The sequence below is a fragment of the Pseudomonas sp. 5Ae-yellow genome (assembly GCF_014077575.1).
Taxonomy (GTDB): Bacteria; Pseudomonadota; Gammaproteobacteria; order Pseudomonadales; family Pseudomonadaceae; genus Halopseudomonas; species Halopseudomonas neustonica.
Genome location: NZ_JACGWE010000009.1, coordinates 57,958 through 76,642 on the forward strand (window position 1 = coordinate 57,958; position 18,685 = coordinate 76,642).

At 57.2% G+C, this 18,685-nt stretch carries 17 protein-coding genes; 12 read left to right on the forward strand and 5 right to left on the reverse strand.

Features of this window, described 5'->3' with window-relative positions:
* The first annotated feature begins 89 nt into the window (after positions 1-89).
* Entirely contained in the window at positions 90-869 is a 780-nt protein-coding gene (locus tag H4J77_RS07950; RefSeq protein WP_123887678.1) for a methyltransferase domain-containing protein, read from the forward strand.
* Here the strand turns inward: H4J77_RS07950 and H4J77_RS07955 are convergent.
* From H4J77_RS07955 to H4J77_RS07975, 5 genes are read right to left on the reverse strand one after another with little or no spacing between them, the layout of a single operon-like run.
* Positions 866-1,897 carry a sensor domain-containing diguanylate cyclase gene (locus H4J77_RS07955; protein ID WP_158611213.1) on the reverse strand — a complete coding sequence of 344 codons (1,032 nt, stop codon included), beginning with the start codon at positions 1,895-1,897 and terminating at the stop codon, positions 866-868. The genes H4J77_RS07950 and H4J77_RS07955 overlap by 4 nt on opposite strands.
* A gap of 59 nt (positions 1,898-1,956) precedes the next feature.
* Positions 1,957-3,264 carry an MATE family efflux transporter gene (locus H4J77_RS07960; protein ID WP_123887676.1) on the reverse strand — a complete coding sequence of 436 codons (1,308 nt, stop codon included), beginning with the start codon at positions 3,262-3,264 and terminating at the stop codon, positions 1,957-1,959.
* A 42-nt stretch (positions 3,265-3,306) separates the two neighbouring features.
* Positions 3,307-3,675 (reverse strand): translation initiation factor Sui1, encoded by a 369-nt coding sequence (locus H4J77_RS07965; RefSeq protein WP_123887675.1) that lies wholly within the window; start codon positions 3,673-3,675, stop codon positions 3,307-3,309.
* A 1-nt stretch (position 3,676) separates the two neighbouring features.
* Positions 3,677-4,213 (reverse strand): NUDIX hydrolase, encoded by a 537-nt coding sequence (locus tag H4J77_RS07970; protein WP_123887674.1) that lies wholly within the window; start codon positions 4,211-4,213, stop codon positions 3,677-3,679.
* A gap of 3 nt (positions 4,214-4,216) precedes the next feature.
* Positions 4,217-5,182, reverse strand: coding sequence for a DUF2333 family protein (locus tag H4J77_RS07975; RefSeq protein WP_123887673.1), 966 nt, complete (start codon positions 5,180-5,182; stop codon positions 4,217-4,219).
* A gap of 1,434 nt (positions 5,183-6,616) precedes the next feature.
* On the opposite strand from H4J77_RS07975, the gene H4J77_RS20320 reads away from it, so the two are divergent.
* The 11 genes from H4J77_RS20320 to purD all read left to right on the forward strand — a co-directional run bounded on the left by H4J77_RS20320 (position 6,617) and on the right by purD (position 18,647).
* On the forward strand, positions 6,617-7,321 hold the full coding sequence (locus H4J77_RS20320) for a methyl-accepting chemotaxis protein (protein ID WP_148079638.1): 705 nt from the start codon (positions 6,617-6,619) through the stop codon (positions 7,319-7,321).
* A 113-nt stretch (positions 7,322-7,434) separates the two neighbouring features.
* Complete coding sequence (gene dsbD / locus H4J77_RS07985; protein WP_372237832.1) at positions 7,435-9,231, forward strand: protein-disulfide reductase DsbD; 1,797 nt, start codon at positions 7,435-7,437, stop codon at positions 9,229-9,231.
* A gap of 126 nt (positions 9,232-9,357) precedes the next feature.
* The gene (gene aroQ, locus H4J77_RS07990) at positions 9,358-9,801 is read left to right on the forward strand and encodes a type II 3-dehydroquinate dehydratase (RefSeq protein ID WP_123887670.1); all 444 of its coding nucleotides are present in this window, start codon (positions 9,358-9,360) and stop codon (positions 9,799-9,801) included.
* Positions 9,802-9,835: 34 nt separating this feature from the next.
* Complete coding sequence (gene accB / locus H4J77_RS07995; RefSeq protein WP_123887669.1) at positions 9,836-10,294, forward strand: acetyl-CoA carboxylase biotin carboxyl carrier protein; 459 nt, start codon at positions 9,836-9,838, stop codon at positions 10,292-10,294.
* A 19-nt stretch (positions 10,295-10,313) separates the two neighbouring features.
* Positions 10,314-11,657, forward strand: a complete 1,344-nt coding sequence (accC, locus tag H4J77_RS08000) for an acetyl-CoA carboxylase biotin carboxylase subunit (RefSeq protein ID WP_123887668.1) — start codon at positions 10,314-10,316, stop codon at positions 11,655-11,657.
* A 105-nt stretch (positions 11,658-11,762) separates the two neighbouring features.
* A complete protein-coding gene (prmA, locus tag H4J77_RS08005; protein ID WP_123887667.1) occupies positions 11,763-12,644 on the forward strand; it encodes a 50S ribosomal protein L11 methyltransferase in 882 nt (293 codons plus the stop codon).
* 68 nt (positions 12,645-12,712) lie between these two features.
* Entirely contained in the window at positions 12,713-14,047 is a 1,335-nt protein-coding gene (locus H4J77_RS08010; RefSeq protein WP_123887666.1) for a zinc-ribbon and DUF3426 domain-containing protein, read from the forward strand.
* Positions 14,048-14,315: 268 nt separating this feature from the next.
* On the forward strand, positions 14,316-15,251 hold the full coding sequence (dusB, locus tag H4J77_RS08015) for a tRNA dihydrouridine synthase DusB (protein ID WP_235869606.1): 936 nt from the start codon (positions 14,316-14,318) through the stop codon (positions 15,249-15,251).
* Positions 15,248-15,574 carry a DNA-binding transcriptional regulator Fis gene (fis, locus tag H4J77_RS08020; protein WP_123887665.1) on the forward strand — a complete coding sequence of 109 codons (327 nt, stop codon included), beginning with the start codon at positions 15,248-15,250 and terminating at the stop codon, positions 15,572-15,574. The genes dusB and fis overlap by 4 nt, the downstream gene beginning before the upstream one ends.
* A gap of 82 nt (positions 15,575-15,656) precedes the next feature.
* The gene (gene purH / locus H4J77_RS08025) at positions 15,657-17,264 is read left to right on the forward strand and encodes a bifunctional phosphoribosylaminoimidazolecarboxamide formyltransferase/IMP cyclohydrolase (protein ID WP_123887664.1); all 1,608 of its coding nucleotides are present in this window, start codon (positions 15,657-15,659) and stop codon (positions 17,262-17,264) included.
* Positions 17,265-17,369: 105 nt separating this feature from the next.
* On the forward strand, positions 17,370-18,647 hold the full coding sequence (purD, locus tag H4J77_RS08030) for a phosphoribosylamine--glycine ligase (RefSeq protein WP_123887663.1): 1,278 nt from the start codon (positions 17,370-17,372) through the stop codon (positions 18,645-18,647).
* Positions 18,648-18,685: the final 38 nt, after the last annotated feature.

Genomic DNA, 18,685 nt, shown 5'->3' on the forward strand with positions numbered 1-18,685 from the left:
GCGTTTCGCCCTGTTAAAAAGCCGGCCACAAGCTGGCTTTTTTTATGCCCGTGCATCAGCCTTGTATCCCCTCTGCCCGGATTACCTGCATGACCGACCGTTACTTCGATCAGATTGGCGCTCACTTTGCGCGCAAAATCTACGCCAGCCCCAAAGGCGCTATTCGCCTTGCGGTGCTGACCCGCGACCTTGAGCAATGGATGCAGGGGTTGAGCAGCAATGACCGGCCGCTGCGCATCCTGGATGTAGGCGCAGGCCTGGGCCATGTCAGCGAATGGTTGCTGTTGCGCGGACATCACCTAACGGTCAGCGAGCCCTCACAGGAAATGCTCGAGGCTACCCGCGAAAGGCTCGAGTCGATAACAGCCGCGTCCAATGTTACTTATCTGCAATTGCCACTGCAGGCACTACCGCAACGTTCAGAGCAGTACGACTTGGTAATCTGCCATGCGGTACTGGAATGGTTAGCCGACCCCGCCGCCGCTCTGCAGCTGCTTTCGCAGCTAGTCGCACCATCAGGCGCTATTTCACTGGCTTTCTACAACCGTGACGCGCTGGCCTACAAGAACCTGATCAAGGGCCAATTCCATAAGTTGAGAGCCAACCAGTTGGCCGGACAGGGAAAGCGCAGCCTAACGCCGCAGCAACCACTGGACCCACGTGAGATGGCGCTATGGAGTTCTGCAGCACAACTCTCGATCAATGCCAGTAGCGGTGTGCGCGTTTTTTATGACTACATGCCCGAGCCATTCAAGAGCCAGTCCAGTCTCGAAGACCTGATAGATCAGGAGCTGCATTACAGCCAACACCCGGCCTATAGTCACCTTGGCCGCTATCTGCATTGGTGGCTACAACCAGCACCCCGTTAGCCGTTCTCCACACGGTTGCGTCCATTACCTTTAGCAGCATAGAGTGCCGCGTCAGCGCGCTCGACCAGGTCGTCAATATCATCCGCAAGCGGATCGCTACCAATCGCCGTTCCCAGGCTGATGGTGACCGCAAGACGCTGCCCGTCCACGACAAACTCACTGTCGCAAAAAGCCTTCCGAACGCGCTCAGCAATGGCAACCAGTTCCGTTTGACTCTCGACCAGCGCCAATACCCCAAGCTCCTCACCACCCAAGCGAAATGCAACGTCGTCGGGCCTTATCGCCGCAGTCAAGCGCTGCCCCACCTGCACTAAAACGTCATCGCCGATACCATGGCCATGCTCATCGTTTATCCGCTTGAAAAAATCCAGGTCGCCGTAAATAAAGCCCACCTGCAAAGAGTCACGAACAGCCCGTCGGTGCCATGAAGGCGAAATCTGCTGCAGCGCCTGACGATTCCACAGCTGTGTCAGGGGATCAATCAAGGCTCGTCTTTCCGCATGACCCAAAGCCTCCAGCAATCCCTGCTTTTCGAACCTGAGCTGATGTGCGGCAAAAAGCCCCTCTATCAGCTTCGCAAAGTCTTTCATTAGCTGCATCTGCTCATCCGTCAGCGTATGCGGCTGGGGGTCATTCAGGCAAAAGGTGCCAATACGACTACCATCCGGCGCATGCAAGGGCATACCGGCATAGAAACGCACTTCAGGCGGTCCGACGACCATCGGGTTGTCGGCAAAGCGAACATCCTGCAGCGCATCGTTAACCACCATGAGCTCATCGCTGAGGATAACGTGCCCGCAAAAAGAGGTAGACCTGGGACCTTCCAGAGAAAGAATACCGATACGAGACTTGTACCATTGCCGTTCAGAGTCTATCAGGCTGACCAACACGCCCCTTACCCCAAACGCACTTTTGGCAATACGCAACAAGGCGTCCACATAAGGATCCGGCGGCGTGTCCAGCAAGAAGAGTTCGTGCAGCGCGGCCAGCCGCGACACTTCATCAGCAGGTAGATCAGGCTCAATCATCAATAGCTCCTCTAGTACCCATAGCATAGCCTCTCATCAGCGAATCACCGCTGTGAGTATCAGACTATCCAGCGGTCGCGCCGCCACAGATACACAAACCAGCCCCCCAGCAGTATCGAACGCAGCCACATGAAACAGAAAAAGCCTAGCCATACGCCATGGTTGCCCAGTCCTTGAAGACTCCAGGCCAATGGCAGATACAGCAGCAGAGCTGCCAGCATAGCGTTACGCATGGCGCGTGCGCGAGAAGCTCCGATAAACAAGCCATCCAACAAATAGCTCCACACAGCAGCTAGCGGCATAACCGCCATCCAGGGGAGGTATATCGACGCTTGACGTCTGACGTCAGGCAAATCGGTAAGCAAGCTGATGATCGGCTGACCCAACAGTAGAAACAGCAGCACAAAAATGCAACTGAGCACTAGCGACCATAACGTCGCCACCACCAACACCTTGCGCAGTGCTTGTGGATCTCGCCGACCAAGCGCATGTCCACCCAAGGCTTCCAGCGCGTGTGCTAAACCGTCAAGGCCATGCGAGGTCAGCAAAAGAAAATTGAGCAGCACCGCGTTGGCGGCAACCACTTCGTCACCCAACCGCGCGCCCTGTACAACCAACAGATAGAAAACCGACTCCAGCGCCAGGGTGCGAATGAGAATATCGCGATTTACGCGAATCAACGGCGCAGCACCTTGTAGACGCAGCGCCTGCAGCCAGGCAAACCGGCCCGGGTAACGCAACAGGACTGGACGCAACAGAAAAAGCCCCAGCAGCAGGCCGAGACAGTCGCTAAACACCGTAGCCCAAGCCGCGCCAGCCACACCCCATTGCAAAACGACTACCAGCAGCAGATCCAGCAGCACGTTACTCAGGTTGACCGCAAGCAGAAGTAAAAACGGGAAGCGACTATTCTGAGCGCCAATAAACCAGCCAATCAAAACAAAGTTGGCCAGAGCAGCGGGTAGACTGTAAAGCCGGATGCCGACGTAAAGCCGCGCTTGATCGAGCAGCGCCTGGCTGCTATCCAGAAAATACAGCCCCATATCAATCAATGGCTGTTGCAACAGCCAAACAGCCAGAGAGATCAGCAACCCCAACCAGAGCGGCTGAAGCAGCACGCGGCGCAGCGTCGTGCCATCTTCCGCACCACAGGCCTGCGCGGCGAAGCCGGTAGTGCCCATACGAAGAAAGCCGGCAGCCCATAGAACGAACGTAAAAAGAGTACTACCAACGGCCACACCGCCAAGAAAGTGGGCACCGTCAAGGTGGCCGACAACCGCCGTATCGACCAGACCAACCAGGGGCACGCTGATATTGGACAGTATCATCGGCAGCGCGATAGCCCAGACCCGTTTGTGGGTAGGCATATCGCGCCATAGCGTCAATAGGTTACCGCGCTGCACCACGCGCTAGCCACCGGCTCGCTTAACCCTGAAACCCTCGAGCGTAAGCAACTCAACCAGTAACTCGGCCTTGTCTCCCTGAATTTCGATCACACCATCCTTGACCGAACCACCACAGCCACAGCGATTCTTTAGTTTCTTTGCCAGTGTTTTCAGCTCATCAGCAGCGAGCAGCACACCCGACACACTGGTAACGGTCTTACCACCACGCCCCTTGGTCTCGCGCCGCACACGCACAACACCATCGCCCTCCGGCACGGCTGGCTCGGCGCAACGGCACTCAGCCTGGGGCTGACTGCAATCCGGGCACATACGTCCGGTCTCGGTTGAGTAGACCAGGCCACCCAAGGCCTGCAGGCCATTCTTTTTCATCATGCTATTCCACAGAAATTTGTTTCAGCAACCGCTGCAGGGCATCCAGCGAGTCTGGCGCATACTGTTCGCCGTCACGCTGCCATTGACTATGCGGATCTATCCAGCGCACATCCTGCACTTCTTCAGGCTGCAAAACCAAAGGACCGTCCCAGCAACAGCTGAACACACCCGCCCAAAGCCGGCTGTCGGAGGATTCGAAATAAAAGCGCAGGTGCTCGGTCAACTCGACACCAAACACGCCCAATTCTTCAGCCAACTCCCGTTCAGCGCCTTGCGCATAACTCTCACCCGCTGCCACCACACCACCTGCCGCAACATCCCAAAAGCCCGGATACAAACGCTTGTGGTTGGTACGTTGATGCAGGCAGAGCTGGCCGCTGGAATTGAATACAAAAATAAAGGTGCAGCGGGTAATTAGCCCGCGCACCTGCGCGTCACCACGACTCACTGCACCTAGCGGCCGGTCGTTCTCGTCAACATAGGTTACGAGCTCCGCCGCAGATGCCGCGAGATACGCCTCTATTGCCGATTTATTCACTGACTAGCCCTGTTCAAGCAACCGACGCAGGTCGATCATCGCTGCGTTTGCGCGTGACAAGTAATTAGCCATTACCAGTGAATGGTTTGCCAGTACACCGAAGCCGCCACCGTTCAGCACCATGGGACTCCACAGCGTTTCCTGAGTTGCTTCCAGGTCACGAATAATCTGTTGCAGGCTGATCAACGCATTCTTTTTCGCCAGCACGTCGTGAAAATCATGCTCGACCGCACGCAGCAAATAGACCAGCGCCCAAGAGGTACCGCGCGCCTCATAGAACACATCGTCGATTTCCAGCCAAGGAGTCGTGTTACCCAGCTTGCCGCCTTCGATCAAAGGTGCACGTCCGACACTAGCGGACAGACGCTGCGACAGAGATCCCAGCCGCGTGCTGACATCACCTACCCAGCTCGCCAAATTATCGGCACGAGCATAAAACTGAGCATCGCCCTGGTGCAGACGGGTGATATAGCTTTCCAGCTGCTTCATGCCCTTGCGGTATTCACTCTCGCTGGAGGGAAACATCCAGCGGTTGTTATTGGTGCTGAACAGAGGCTCTGCCTTGGCCAGATTGGCATCCTCAGTCGACTGCGACTGCGAGCGCGCCATATCTCGGCGCAGCGCACGACTCATATCACGCACCTGAACCAGCACCCCAAACTCCCAGCTCGGCATATTGTCGAGCCATAGTCCGGGTGGAAAACGATCATTACTGAGATAGCCGCCGGGTTTATTCAACAATTCAACCATGAGCGAGTCCAGCGTGCGCGCGGTGTACTCCCCGGTCACCATCTGGTTTTGCTCGGGACTGGCAACCAAGGGGCCGAGATCAGGTTCACGACTCCAATACCAACCTACCACCAGGCATATCAGCAGATATACCAGCAGGACCACCAAAACGATCTTACCGACCATCGAACCGGTCATGCTGCTATCGCCACTCAGCTCCGTGCGCTTTCCGAATCTCATGTCTGCACTCCTGTTTCAAATCTGCACCCAGCATATCACGGGCGGATGCGGGCGAGGCCAGTACGACCGCCGAACAAGCAAGGCATATAGCCATCATTCATCAATCTGCAACACAAATGACATTATGCTCGCAGGCTCGCCCATCCCCACTCCAGCATCAGCGGGTCTGCCATGCGCCTAAAAACACTCACCTTTCTTAACACCGGATTGCTAGTCGCTGTAGGTATAGCCCTAGGCGCAAGCCTCTGGTGGTCACAAAACGCGCTGAAAGCACCCTACGGGCTGATGGACACCTACTTGAATATAGTCGCTCAAGTACAAAGCCTGCAGCGCGACACCGAAGCTTACCGCCGCAGCGGTGATGCATTGCGTCATCAGCAGGCGCAAAACACCGCGACCGAACTGGCAAACAGCCTCCTGCAGTTGCCTGCCCGCATCCGCCAGCCACTGGAACAACCGCTTGCCGATTTCACCACATTTGTCGGTGGCGACCTGCTCGCCGTGGGCAAGCTGGCCGGCGACCCACAAGCCTTGCTGGTGCAGGCCGAACGGGAAATACTGGGCGAACTACACAACCTGACCCTTTACGCCAATGCTAGCGCGCTGGAAAACAACCGACAGGCGCTGAACTACATCAGAATACTGGATAATCTGCAGCACGACCTGCTGCGCATCAGCCTGGCCCGCGCACGCCTGTTCAGTCAGGACGACCCATCGCTGCTTGAGAACCTGAAGCGCCTAATAGCCGGAGCACAGAAAGAGGTGCAAGAGCTTCAGACCTTGCCACTGCTGGGCGTCGTTAGCGAAAGCGATGACAACCAAGACCCCTTCGCCTCCCTGCTGGGCATAGACAGTAGCGTCAAAAGCACCCAGAGCGACCCCGGAGAAGACTACAAAAGGGCGTTGACCTCCCTGCTGGCACGATATCCCACTGAGCTTGAGCGCACCGGCGAGTTGATTGCACAGCGCGCCAGACTACAGGACATAACCCGCCAGCAAATCACCAAGCTGCAGGAAGGCGCCGACCTTATCCGTCCGGCGCTGACGGCCGAACGCGACAGCATTACTCATCAGATACGTAATGTGCAGCTTGCCATCATCGCTCTTATTATTGTCATTGCACTCATCATCGACCACATCCAGCGCTCTGTCGCTCGCGCCATAAACCATTTCGCACCAGCGCTGACTACCTTCGCCAGCGGCGACTTGCGCGAACCGGTACAAACCCAGAGCAAAACCAGCGAACTGGTGCAGCTGGAGCTCTCGGCCAACCAACTACGCAGCTACCTGATCAACTTGGTCACCACAATCAATCAGCAGGCTGAGGCGTTGAGCGGCACCAGCTTGCATTTGCAGCAGCTCTCTGCCGCAACCCATGACCGCGCGGCTCAGCAACAACGGGACACTCAGGAGATAACGCAGGATATTGGCAGCATGGAGGACGCTGTACGCTTGGTAGCGACTAGCGCTGCCGAGAGTGCCGAACTGGCCCGCTCCGCCAACCAGGAGGTGCATGATGGCCAAGAAGTTATTGGCGGCACCATAGTACAAATGCAGCAGCTGGTCGGTGACGTGGAAGCCACTGCGAGTACGATTGATCGTATGGTCAGCGAATCCGAGACCATAGGCAGCGTGCTGCAGGTCATTCAGGGAATCGCAGAGCAAACCAATCTATTGGCGCTGAATGCTGCCATTGAGGCCGCGCGTGCCGGTGAAGCGGGCCGTGGCTTTGCCGTGGTTGCCGACGAGGTCAGGCAACTGGCCAGACGCACAGCCGGCTCCACCCAGGAAATCCAACAGTTGATTGAGAGCCTGCAAAACGTCGCCCGGCAATCAGCCAGGCAAATGACCGCGCAGGTACAACACGCCCAACATACTGCCCAACAGGGCCAGCGTGCAGAAGCCGCCCTGAATAACATCGTGCGCGTAATACTGCGCATCAGCGAACTAGCCGAGCACATCGCAAACCACACTGATACCCAGTCAGACCAGGTGCGCACCATCCGTGAAAACAGCCAGCAAATTCGCCAGCTAACCGAGCAAAACCTGAGCATGGTGGGCGAGACCCAAAAGCACACTCAGCAGATCGGCCTGCGCAGTGATGCCCTGGTATCTGCCGTATCCGGGTTTAAAATCTGAGCGCTGAAGGATTCAGCAACGAATCCTTCAGCGCGCGCGGCCACCCGCCCTTTCCCCCGGACCAACCAGCCATTATGATGGCTGTCCCTTATTTGGCCGGGTGCACGATGCGACTGTTCCGTTTTTTCATCCTGCTGTGTCTGCTAGTAGCGGGCAACGCGCAGGCAGCGTTCCCGAACACATCCAGCAACGCCTCTGGCTCGCTGACCAGCTCCTTTCAAGGCAGCAGCAACCAGGCCGACTTCCTGCCAGTACATGAAGCCTTTCGACCCGGTTTGCTGGATGCCAACAACCAGCAGATTCGCGTCATATTCGATATAGCCCCCGGCTACTACCTCTATCGCCACCGTCTGCATTTTACCCTGCACGGCGCGGAGCTGACGCCCCAGCTACCCGAGGGAAAGCACAAAACTGACGAGTTCTTTGGCGACGTAGAGGTGTATTACAACCAGCTTGATGTAGTGCTCGACGTCAGTGCGCTGGCAGCAGGCGCCAATCAACTCACTGTGGGCTTTCAGGGCTGCGCAGACGCCGGACTCTGCTACCCACCCGAAGTCGTTACCCTGGAGCTGCCGGACTCTGGCGCCGCCAGTACCTCTGACTCAAGGGTGACAACAATCGGCTTTAGCCAACTCCTGGACCAGGAATCCGGCGGACTGGCCTTGCTGCTGTTTTTTGTCGCGGGTCTGGGGCTGACATTCACTCCCTGCGTACTACCCATGCTGCCCATTTTGTCGAGCCTCGTGTTGGGACGCGCAAGCATCAGCCGTGGCCGCGCACTTACCCTGGCGCTGGCCTATGTGCTCGGCATGGCAGTCACGCTAGCCATTGTTGGTGCCCTGATTGGCAGCTTCGGTGCAGCGCTGAATATACAAGCCCGCCTGCAGTCGCCTTGGGTTCTCGGCGCTTTCGCCGCCTTCTTTGCCCTCTTTGCCCTGGCCATGTTCGGTCACTTTGATCTCAACCTTCCGCGTTTTCTGCGCGAGCCCCTTGAGCGTATGCATCACCGTACCCAGGGTGGCTCGCTGGCCGGAGCGGCAAGCATGGGCGTGCTATCCACCTTGGTGGTATCACCCTGTATCTCGGCACCGCTGGCTGGCGCACTCGTCTACATCAGCACTACCGGCGATGCGCTGGGCGGTGGCTTCAAACTCTTCGCTCTCGGCTTGGGCATGGGCGTTCCATTGCTACTGGTCGCCCTGTTTGGCAGCGCCTTATTGCCACGCTCCGGCCCGTGGCTGAACACGGTGAAACATCTGTTTGGCTTTGGTTTGCTCGCAGTCGCTATCTGGCTGCTGGAACGCTTACTGCCAGGCACCCTGAGTTTGGCGCTCTGGGCGGCGCTAGCTGCCGGGCTGGCCGTACGTATCGGCTTATTCAGCGCCGACCATGGCAACCACCTGCGACGCACGCTCGCCCTACTGGTAGCACTCTATGCCAGCGCCGCGCTATTCGGCGCGCTCGCCGGCGGTGAAGACCCACTGCGCCCGTTACAGCCCTTCAGCGGAGCCTCAGACAATAAAGTCAGTACTGACTGGTTCGTCACTGTCGACGACCCTGCGCAGCTCGACCAAGCGTTGCGCACTGCGGCCGCGCAACAACAGCCGGCCATCATCGACGTTTATGCTGACTGGTGCATCAGCTGCAAAATCATGGAGCGCGAGATATTGAGCCAGCCTGACGTACGCGAAGCGTTGAAAGGCTACGCCCGAATCAAGCTCGACCTGACTGAGAACACAACAGCGCAGCGCACCTGGCTCACTGACCATCAGCTCTTTGGCCCTCCGGCCTACCTGTTTTTCAGCCCTTCTGGCAGCGAACTGACTGACCTGCGAATTCAGGGTGAAGTAAACAAAGCTGAATTCATGGGTGTACTGCAACAGGCCGCCTCCGGCAACATTACGCCTTAATGCGGGCATCATGCTGGCATTTGGTGCTAACCTTCAGGTTATGGACAGTGCAATCTGTTTCCGGCAAACTGCCGACTAACTCACTGACTGCCTAGTCACACGGACTCAGCAACGGAATAAACGTTAATGGCCAGCATACTGGTCCTGCATGGACCCAACCTCAATCGCCTCGGCAGCCGCGAGCCCGGCGTCTATGGCGCCACTACGCTGGAGCAGATCAACCAGCATCTGCGCGAATTTGCCAGCCAACGCGGCCACCATCTGCTGAGCCTGCAAAGCAACGCCGAGCATGAATTGATCGAGCGTATTCACGCCGCCGGCGATGAGGCCATCGACTTCATCCTGATCAATCCAGCCGCGTTTACACACACAAGTGTCGCAATACGTGACGCATTGCTCGCAGTGAGCATCCCATTTATCGAAGTTCACTTATCCAACGTGTATAAACGCGAACCTTTCCGTCATCACTCCTATTTTTCGGACGTTGCCGAAGGCGTGATTTGCGGGTTGGGCGCCCAGGGCTACGAATTGGCCCTGCAGGCAGCAATACACAAAATAGAACAATCCTGAATACGATTAACCCTGCTCTGGAGTGCAAGCATCAATGGATATTCGCAAAGTCAAAAAACTAATCGAGCTTCTGGAAGAGTCCGGCATCGACGAGCTGGAAATTCACGAAGGTGAAGAATCCGTTCGCATTAGCCGCCACAGCCAGCAACCCGCTGCACCACAGTATTACGCCGCACCGCCGGTTGCAGCCGCACCTGCTCCAGCAGCTGCCGCCGCGCCAGCTGCACCTGCTGTAGAAGCAGCACCGGCAGAGCCATCCGGTCATCTGGTACGTTCGCTCATGGTCGGCACTTTCTATCGCTCGCCCTCACCGGCCGCTGCCTCTTTCGTTGAAGTAGGCCAGAGCGTCAAAGCTGGCGACGTGCTGTGCATTGTCGAAGCCATGAAAATGATGAACCACATTGAAGCCGACAAGAGCGGCGTGGTTCAGTCCATCCTGGCAGATGACGGCCAGCCGGTGGAATTCGATCAACCCCTGTTCAGCATCGCCTGAGCCCGGCCCGGAGCCTTCGATGCATAAAGTACTAATAGCCAACCGTGGTGAAATTGCATTGCGCGTTATTCGCGCATGCAAGGAGCTGGGGTTGAAGACCGTAGCGGTGCATTCCACCGCTGACCGCGAGCTGATGCACCTGGCAATGGCGGACGAAACCGTCTGTATCGGCCCACCCAGTGCAACTGACTCCTACCTGAACATTCCCGCAATCATCAGCGCGGCCGAAGTCACCGGAGCCGATGGCATTCATCCCGGCTATGGCTTCCTGGCTGAGAATGCCGACTTCGCCGAGCAGATCGAGAATTCCGGCTTTACCTTCATCGGCCCCAGTGCTGAGGTTATTCGCCTGATGGGCGATAAAGTATCGGCCATTGCTTCCATGAAGGCGACCGGTGTACCAACTGTGCCTGGCTCAGACGGCCCGCTACCGGAAAATGACGATGAAGAGTGCCTGCGCATCGGTCAACGCGTCGGCTACCCGGTCATCATCAAAGCGGCTGGCGGTGGCGGTGGGCGCGGCATGCGTGTAGTGCACGATGAAGCCGAGTTGATCAAGTCAATCAAGCTCACCCGCACCGAAGCAGGGGCTGCCTTCGGCAACCCGATGGTCTACCTGGAAAAATTCCTCACCAACCCTCGCCACGTCGAAGTGCAGGTGTTGTCTGATGGCCAGGGGCATGCCATTCATCTGGGCGACCGCGACTGCTCTTTGCAGCGTCGTCACCAGAAAATCATTGAAGAAGCACCGGCACCCGGTATCGACGAAAAGGCCCGCGCTGAAGTGCAGGCCCGTTGCGTGCAGGCATGTATCGATCTGGGTTACCGCGGCGCAGGTACCTTCGAGTTCTTGTACGAGAATGGTGAGTTCTATTTCATTGAGATGAACACCCGCGTACAGGTCGAGCACCCGGTGTCCGAGATGGTCACAGGTATCGACATCGTCAAGGAGCAGATCCTGGTGGCCTCTGGCCAACCACTGAGCTTCACCCAGGACGACGTCGTCATTCGTGGCCACGCCATCGAATGCCGGATCAACGCAGAAGACCCCAAAACCTTTATGCCAAGCCCTGGCACGGTTACCTTTTACCATGCCCCCGGTGGCAACGGCGTGCGCGTTGACTCGCACCTGTACAGTGGCTACAAAGTACCGCCCTACTACGATTCTCTGGTCGGCAAGTTGATCACTTACGGTGCTACCCGCGATGAAGCACTGGCGCGCATGCGCAACGCAATCGATGAACTGGTAGTTGATGGCATCAAGACCAACGCACCGCTGCACCGTGAGCTGGTTCGTGATCCTGGTTTCTGTGAAGGTGGCGTTAACATTCACTACCTGGAGCATAAGCTGGGTTTGAAATAGCCCAGTCAGAGGCAAGCAGTACTGCCCCACACCGGGATGCGAAGTATCGCATCCCGGTTTTTCTTTCAGCTTCAAGCTATAAGCTTCCAGCTTTTGAGGTAAATCATGTCCTGGTTGCAACTGCGTCTCGCCATTACCCCAGAGCAGGCCGAACGTCTGGAGGACGAATTACTGGAACTTGGTGCGGTATCGGTAACCTTCATGGATGCCGAGGACCAACCCATTTTCGAGCCAGACCTGGGTACAACCCCGCTCTGGTCCAATACCCATCTGCTCGCGCTATTTGAAGCAGACACTGACTCTGACACACTAATTCAGCACCTCAAGCTGCTGCATCAGGGCGAGCTACCTGCCCATGAGCTAGAGCAAATCGAGGATCAGGACTGGGAACGTAGCTGGATGGATAATTTCCATCCCATGCGCTTTGGTCAGCGCCTGTGGATTGTGCCAAGCTGGCACGCTGCGCCCGAGCCGGAAGCGGTTAACTTGTTGCTGGACCCAGGCCTGGCTTTTGGTACCGGCACTCACCCGACAACCGCACTCTGCCTCGCCTGGCTCGACGGCCAGCAACTAGCCGACAAGCAGATTATCGATTTTGGTTGCGGCTCAGGCATCCTGGCCATCGCAGCCCTGTTGCTTGGCGCAAGTCACGCCGTCGGAACCGATATTGACGTGCAAGCATTGGAAGCTTCCCGGGACAATGCGCAGCGCAACCAGATCGCCGACCAGCACTTCAGCCTTTACCTGCCAGAAGATATGCCCCAGCAACCAGCCGACGTGGTCGTTGCAAATATTCTAGCGGGTCCACTGGTAAGCCTGGCGCCGCAACTCGCCAGCCTGGTGCAGCCCGGCGGACTGATTGCTCTATCCGGTATTTTGGCCGAACAAACCGATGAGATCCTAACGGCTTATCAAGGTTTCTTTGAACTGGACCCGGTCGCCGAGCAGGATGGCTGGATACGTGTTAGTGGTCGTCGCAGGCAGTGACAGCCTGACCCGCTTATAGGCAAAATACCCACTCGAGTCCGTCACACGTACAGGATGTCTGGCACACCATGAGCGAACTGCAGGTAACGCAATGCCCTTACTGCAAAACTCACTTCCGCCTGTCTCAGGAACAACTGAGCGCAGCCGCCGGGAATGTTCGCTGTGGTGCCTGCCTCAAGGTATTCAATGCACTGGATAACAGCGATACCAAAGCGCCTGCAACATCAACGCCAGCCGAGCGTCACAACGCCGCAGGCGAGCTGCTGATTCACGATGACCTCGAGCTGGACGACCTCGACCTGGAAGCTCTGGGGCTGGACGAGTCCATTGTCGAGGAGGTCAACCCGCCACTATCAGCCAGCCGCGAGCCGGAGCAGTCGCGGGCCACCATGGGCACGCAGCAGCCGCAAGCGCCAGAACAAAGAGAACCCGAACAGCAGATCTCACCAATAGTGCCGGATCAATCACCACTCCCTGAACATGACACCACTGTTGGCGAACCCCACAGCAGCGATGACAGCGGGCTGGATCTGCACGACGATTTTCTGGCCATTGCGCCAGCACCAGCGCTGCAAGCACAGAAAACCAGCCCCCCCCCCGCAGAACCCGAAAGCCAGACACATAAAGCCGCGCAAGATACGACTCCAGCCAAGGCACGCCTGCTGCCTCTGCAAGATGAAACAGTGCCCGGCGGAATCTTTATGCGCGGCAAGCCTGCTGGCACACCGGTTGAAAAAGACGACCAGGCAACACTAGAAACAGGTCTCTCGGCTGAGCCCGCGCCAGCAGAACCCAGTGATACTGAAGAGCAACATCAGAGCAAGAGCAGTAAAACCCGCAGCGAACCAAGCCTCGATGGTAACCTAACCCTCCCCGAACTGGAGGACGAGCCACTACTGCTGGATGAAGTCGGATACCCGCCCCGCCGCCGCCAAAGCTGGATCTGGACACCCTTGTGCCTGCTCGCAGTAGTCGCCCTGGTGGCTCAGGCTGTCACCTACAACTTTGATGCCTGGGCCCGCGATGCCCGCTTGCGCCCCATGCTGGAAAGCATCTGCCTGTTGGCTGGTTGTGAACTTCCGGTTCGCGTCGATATTAGCCTGGTTCGTAGTAGTAATTTGCTGGTTCGGCCACATCCCGAATTCCCCAATGCAGTAGCTATTGACGTCATCATTTATAACCGCGCTGATTACCCACAACCTTTTCCTGTTGTGCGCATGACCTTCAGCGACAATCGTGGTGATAGCGTCAGCGAGAAACGCTTTCGGCCAGAAGAATACCTGGGTGGAGAACTGGCCGGGCGTAACCTGATGCCACCACAAACCCCTATCCACATTGCGCTCAGCATGGTTGCTCCCGGCCCCAAAGCAACTAGCTACAACCTGGATTTTCTCAGCCCCTGATCGCCCGCGGCCATAGTTGTTCTTGGCTAATTAGTCAATGCGAAACTGTACAAAAAACAGCCAGATCAGTCTTTAACCAGTCATGCTTTGCAGGTATTATGTTCGCCCTTTTCACACTTCTTATCTGCGACTGAGCCAATGGCTCGGCGCGGGTGAAGTGACTCCGCAGAACAGACAGCCGGACAAGTGACCGGACAGCACAGGGATGGACCTGTAAGTGCTCAGCATTGGACCTTACCAATTACCTAACCCTGTCATTCTCGCCCCCATGGCCGGAGTGACCGACCAGCCCTTTCGGCAGCTGTGCCGCAAGCTCGGTGCGGGCATGGTGGTGTCCGAGATGGTCACCAGCGACAGTCGCCTGTGGGGCACTCGCAAATCACAGTTACGCCTCAACCATACCGGTGAGCCAGAACCACGCTCGGTACAAATCGCCGGTGGCGATGCACAGATGATGGCTGACGCAGCCCGGATGAATCAGGATTTTGGCGCACAAATCATTGATATCAACATGGGCTGCCCGGCAAAGAAGGTCTGCAACAAGGCCGCCGGCTCAGCTTTGCTGCGCGATGAAGCTCTGGTCGCCGAGATCCTCGAAGCCGTGGTAGCCGCCGTCCAGGTACCTGTCACCTTGAAGATTCGGACCGGCTGGGATCAGACCAATCGCAACGGCGTCAATATCGCCAGAATCGCCGAGGCTAGCGGCATTCAAGCCCTGGCAGTGCACGGCCGAACTCGCTCAGAGTTGTACACCGGTCACGCCGAATACGACACCATAGCAGCCATCAAACAGGCCATTTCTATTCCGGTCATTGCCAATGGCGATATCACAACCCCGCAGAAAGCGCGGGATGTGCTGCAGCAAACCGGGGCTGACGCCGTCATGATTGGCCGTGCCGCGCAAGGTCGCCCCTGGATCTTTCGAGAGATTGATCACTTCCTGCGCACCGGTACCCACTTGCCGGCTCCAGACCTCGCGCTTCAGCAATCGATTCTCAGTGAACACTTGGCAGCACTGCACCAGTTCTATGGTGCCGAGCATGGCGCCCGTATCGCGCGCAAACACGTCGGCTGGTATCTGCAAACACTGCCCGGCGCGAGCGAATTTCGCCGCAGCTTTAACGCACTGACCTGTGCAGATCAGCAACACCACGCAATAAATCAGTATTTCAGCCGCCTGCTGGAAGGAGATCTAGCAGCATGAACCTCGAAACCTCTACCTTTTTTGACGGAAATCCCACCGTGAGCAACAGCAGTCCATCCCCCCTTCCTGCCACCGGCAGCGACGAAGCGCGACACCCACGCCCTCTGCGCGACAGCGTAGACGAGGCGTTACGCAGTTACTTTCAGCACCTTGAAGGCCAGGACGTCACCGATGTCTATAACATGGTGCTGTCCGAGGTAGAGGCGCCGCTGTTGGAAAGCGTCATGAACTACGTCAAAGGTAACCAGACCCGCGCCTCCGAAGTGCTGGGGCTGAATCGTGGCACCTTGCGCAAGAAACTCAAGCAGTACGGACTTCTCTAACGCGATGTCCGACTGTGCCGGCTCGACACTGCAGAGCCGGCAGACTCAACCAAATACCCACCACCTTGAAACTGGATCCAAGATGACCGACCAAACCACTCGTCTGCCCGTACGTCGAGCCTTGATCAGCGTGTCCGATAAAACAGGCGTTGTAGAATTCGCCCGCGAACTTAGCGCTCTGGGTGCTGAAATCCTGTCAACCGGTGGCACCTTCAAGCTACTGCGCGAACAGGGCATTGCTGCGGTGGAAGTAGCCGACTACACCGGCTTCCCGGAAATGATGGACGGTCGAGTAAAGACCCTACACCCCAAAATTCACGGCGGCATTCTGGGTCGTCGTGACCTGGACGGTGACGTCATGCAGCAGCATGGCATTCAGCCGATCGATATGGTTGTGGTCAACTTATACCCCTTCGCCGCAACGGTAGCCAAGCCAGACTGTAGCCTGCCCGATGCCATCGAGAACATCGATATCGGCGGCCCAACCATGGTGCGCAGCGCAGCCAAGAATCATAAAGACGTAGCTATCGTGGTCAACGCCGATGATTACAGCAGCATCCTCGACAGCCTCAAGCAAGGCGGTCTGACGTATGCACAGCGCTTCGACCTGGCGCTTAAAGCCTTTGAACATACCGCTGCCTATGACGGCATGATTGCCAACTATCTTGGCACTATCGAGCAGACCCGGGACACCCTGAGCACCGAAGAGCGCAGTACTTTCCCGCGTACCTTCAACAGCCAGTTCATCAAGGCGCAGGACATGCGCTACGGTGAAAACCCGCATCAGGCGGCGGCTTTTTACAAAGAAGCCACGCCCGCCGAGGCCAGTATTGCCACCGCCACCCAGTTACAAGGCAAAGAACTGTCCTACAACAATGTGGCCGATACCGATGCGGCACTGGAGTGCGTCAAGAGTTTCACCAAGCCTGCCTGCGTGATCGTCAAGCACGCCAACCCATGCGGTGTTGCCGTGGTGCCTGACGCCGAAGGCGGTATCAGACAAGCCTATGAGCTGGCCTACGCCACCGATAGCGAATCCGCATTTGGCGGCATTATTGCCTTCAACCGCGAGCTTGATGGCGATACCGCCAAAGCCATTGTTGATCGTCAGTTCGTCGAAGTCATTATCGCGCCGCGCATCAGTGTCGCTGCCCGCGAAGTGGTTGCTGCCAAAGCTAACGTACGCCTGCTGGAATGTGGCGACTGGGCCAGCGAACGTTTGGCTGACTGGGACTTTAAACGCGTTAATGGCGGTCTTTTGGTACAGAGCCGCGACATTGGCATGATCACCGCAGAAGATCTCAAGGTAGTCACTCAACGCGCGCCCACCGAACAGGAAATCAACGACTTGGTCTTTGCCTGGAAAGTGGCCAAATACGTCAAGTCCAACGCCATCGTTTATGCCAGCAAACGGCAAACAGTGGGCATTGGCGCAGGACAGATGAGCCGCGTGAATTCAGCCCGCATCGCCGCCATCAAGGCTGAGCACGCAGGGCTGCAGGTGCCAGGCGCGGTAATGGCTTCAGACGCGTTCTTCCCGTTCCGTGACGGCATCGATAACGCAGCAAAAAATGGCATCAGTGCGGTCATCCAGCCAGGCGGCTCCATGCGTGATGCAGAAGTTATTGCAGCAGCGGATGAAGCGGGTATGGCAATGGTTTTCACCGGCATGCGCCATTTCCGTCACTAAACTCTGAGCCGCAAGCCGTAAGCCGTAGCCGCAAGCGAAACGCCCCAACAGCGCCGCTTGCAGCTTGAAGCTTGAAGCTTGCCGCTCTCTCCCAAGGAGAGAAAAATGAACGTACTGATTATTGGCAGTGGCGGACGCGAACACGCGCTGGCTTGGAAAGTCGCACAGGACAGCCGCGTCGAAAAAGTCTTTGTTGCACCCGGTAACGCCGGCACCGCCATCGAGGCAAAGTGCGAGAACGTCGATATCGACGTATTGGCGATCGACAAGTTGGTGGCATTTGCCCGCGACAATGTCAGCCTTACTATCGTTGGCCCCGAGGCCCCGCTGGTCGCAGGGGTGGTCGACCGCTTCCGTGAACATCAGCTGCCCTGCTTCGGCCCTACCGCGGGTGCCGCACAGCTGGAGGGATCCAAGGCCTTCACCAAAGACTTTCTGGCTCGCCATCAGATCCCGACGGCTAACTACCAGAACTTCACTGAAATCGAACCAGCACTGGCGTACCTGCAGCAAACCGGCGCACCTATCGTTATCAAAGCCGACGGCCTGGCAGCGGGCAAGGGTGTGATAGTCGCCATGACGCTGCAGGAAGCAGAGGATGCCGTACGCGACATGCTGGCTGGCAATGCTTTCGGCGAAGCCGGATCTCGTGTCGTGATCGAAGAGTTTCTTGATGGTGAGGAAGCCAGCTTCATCGTCATGGTCGATGGCGAACATGTACTCCCCATGGCTACCAGCCAGGATCACAAACGCGTCGGTGATGCCGATACTGGCCCTAACACCGGTGGTATGGGCGCTTACTCACCGGCACCGGTCGTAACCAACGCTGTAAACCAGCGGGTCATGGATGAAGTGATCTGGCCTACCGTTAAAGGCATGGCTGCCGAAGGTAACCGATATACAGGCTTTCTCTATGCGGGCCTGATGATAGATACCGCCGGCAACCCAAAGGTAATCGAATTCAACTGCCGCTTCGGCGATCCGGAAACCCAGCCCATCATGCTGCGCCTGCAATCCAGTCTGGTTGAGTTGGTTGAAGCTGCCGAAGCAGGAACACTGGATCAGATTGAAGCACGCTGGGACCCGCGTCCGAGTCTGGGAGTCGTATTGGCCGCCGGGGGGTATCCCGGTAACTACGCCAAAGGTCTGCCAATCACCGGTCTCGATCAGGCAAAGGCCAGCGATGGCAAAGTGTTCCACGCTGGCACAGCGCTGGAAGGCAACCAGGTAGTCACCAGTGGCGGTCGCGTGCTCTGCGCAACCGCGCTCGGTGATGACGTGCTGGCCGCACAGCAGGCAGCCTATCGCCTGGCAGAGCAAATACAATGGGAAGGTAGCTTTTACCGCTCAGACATCGGCTATCGCGCCATCGGGCGGAAGTAATAAGCCAATCAGTCCATGCGGGACACCTTGCTGTCCCG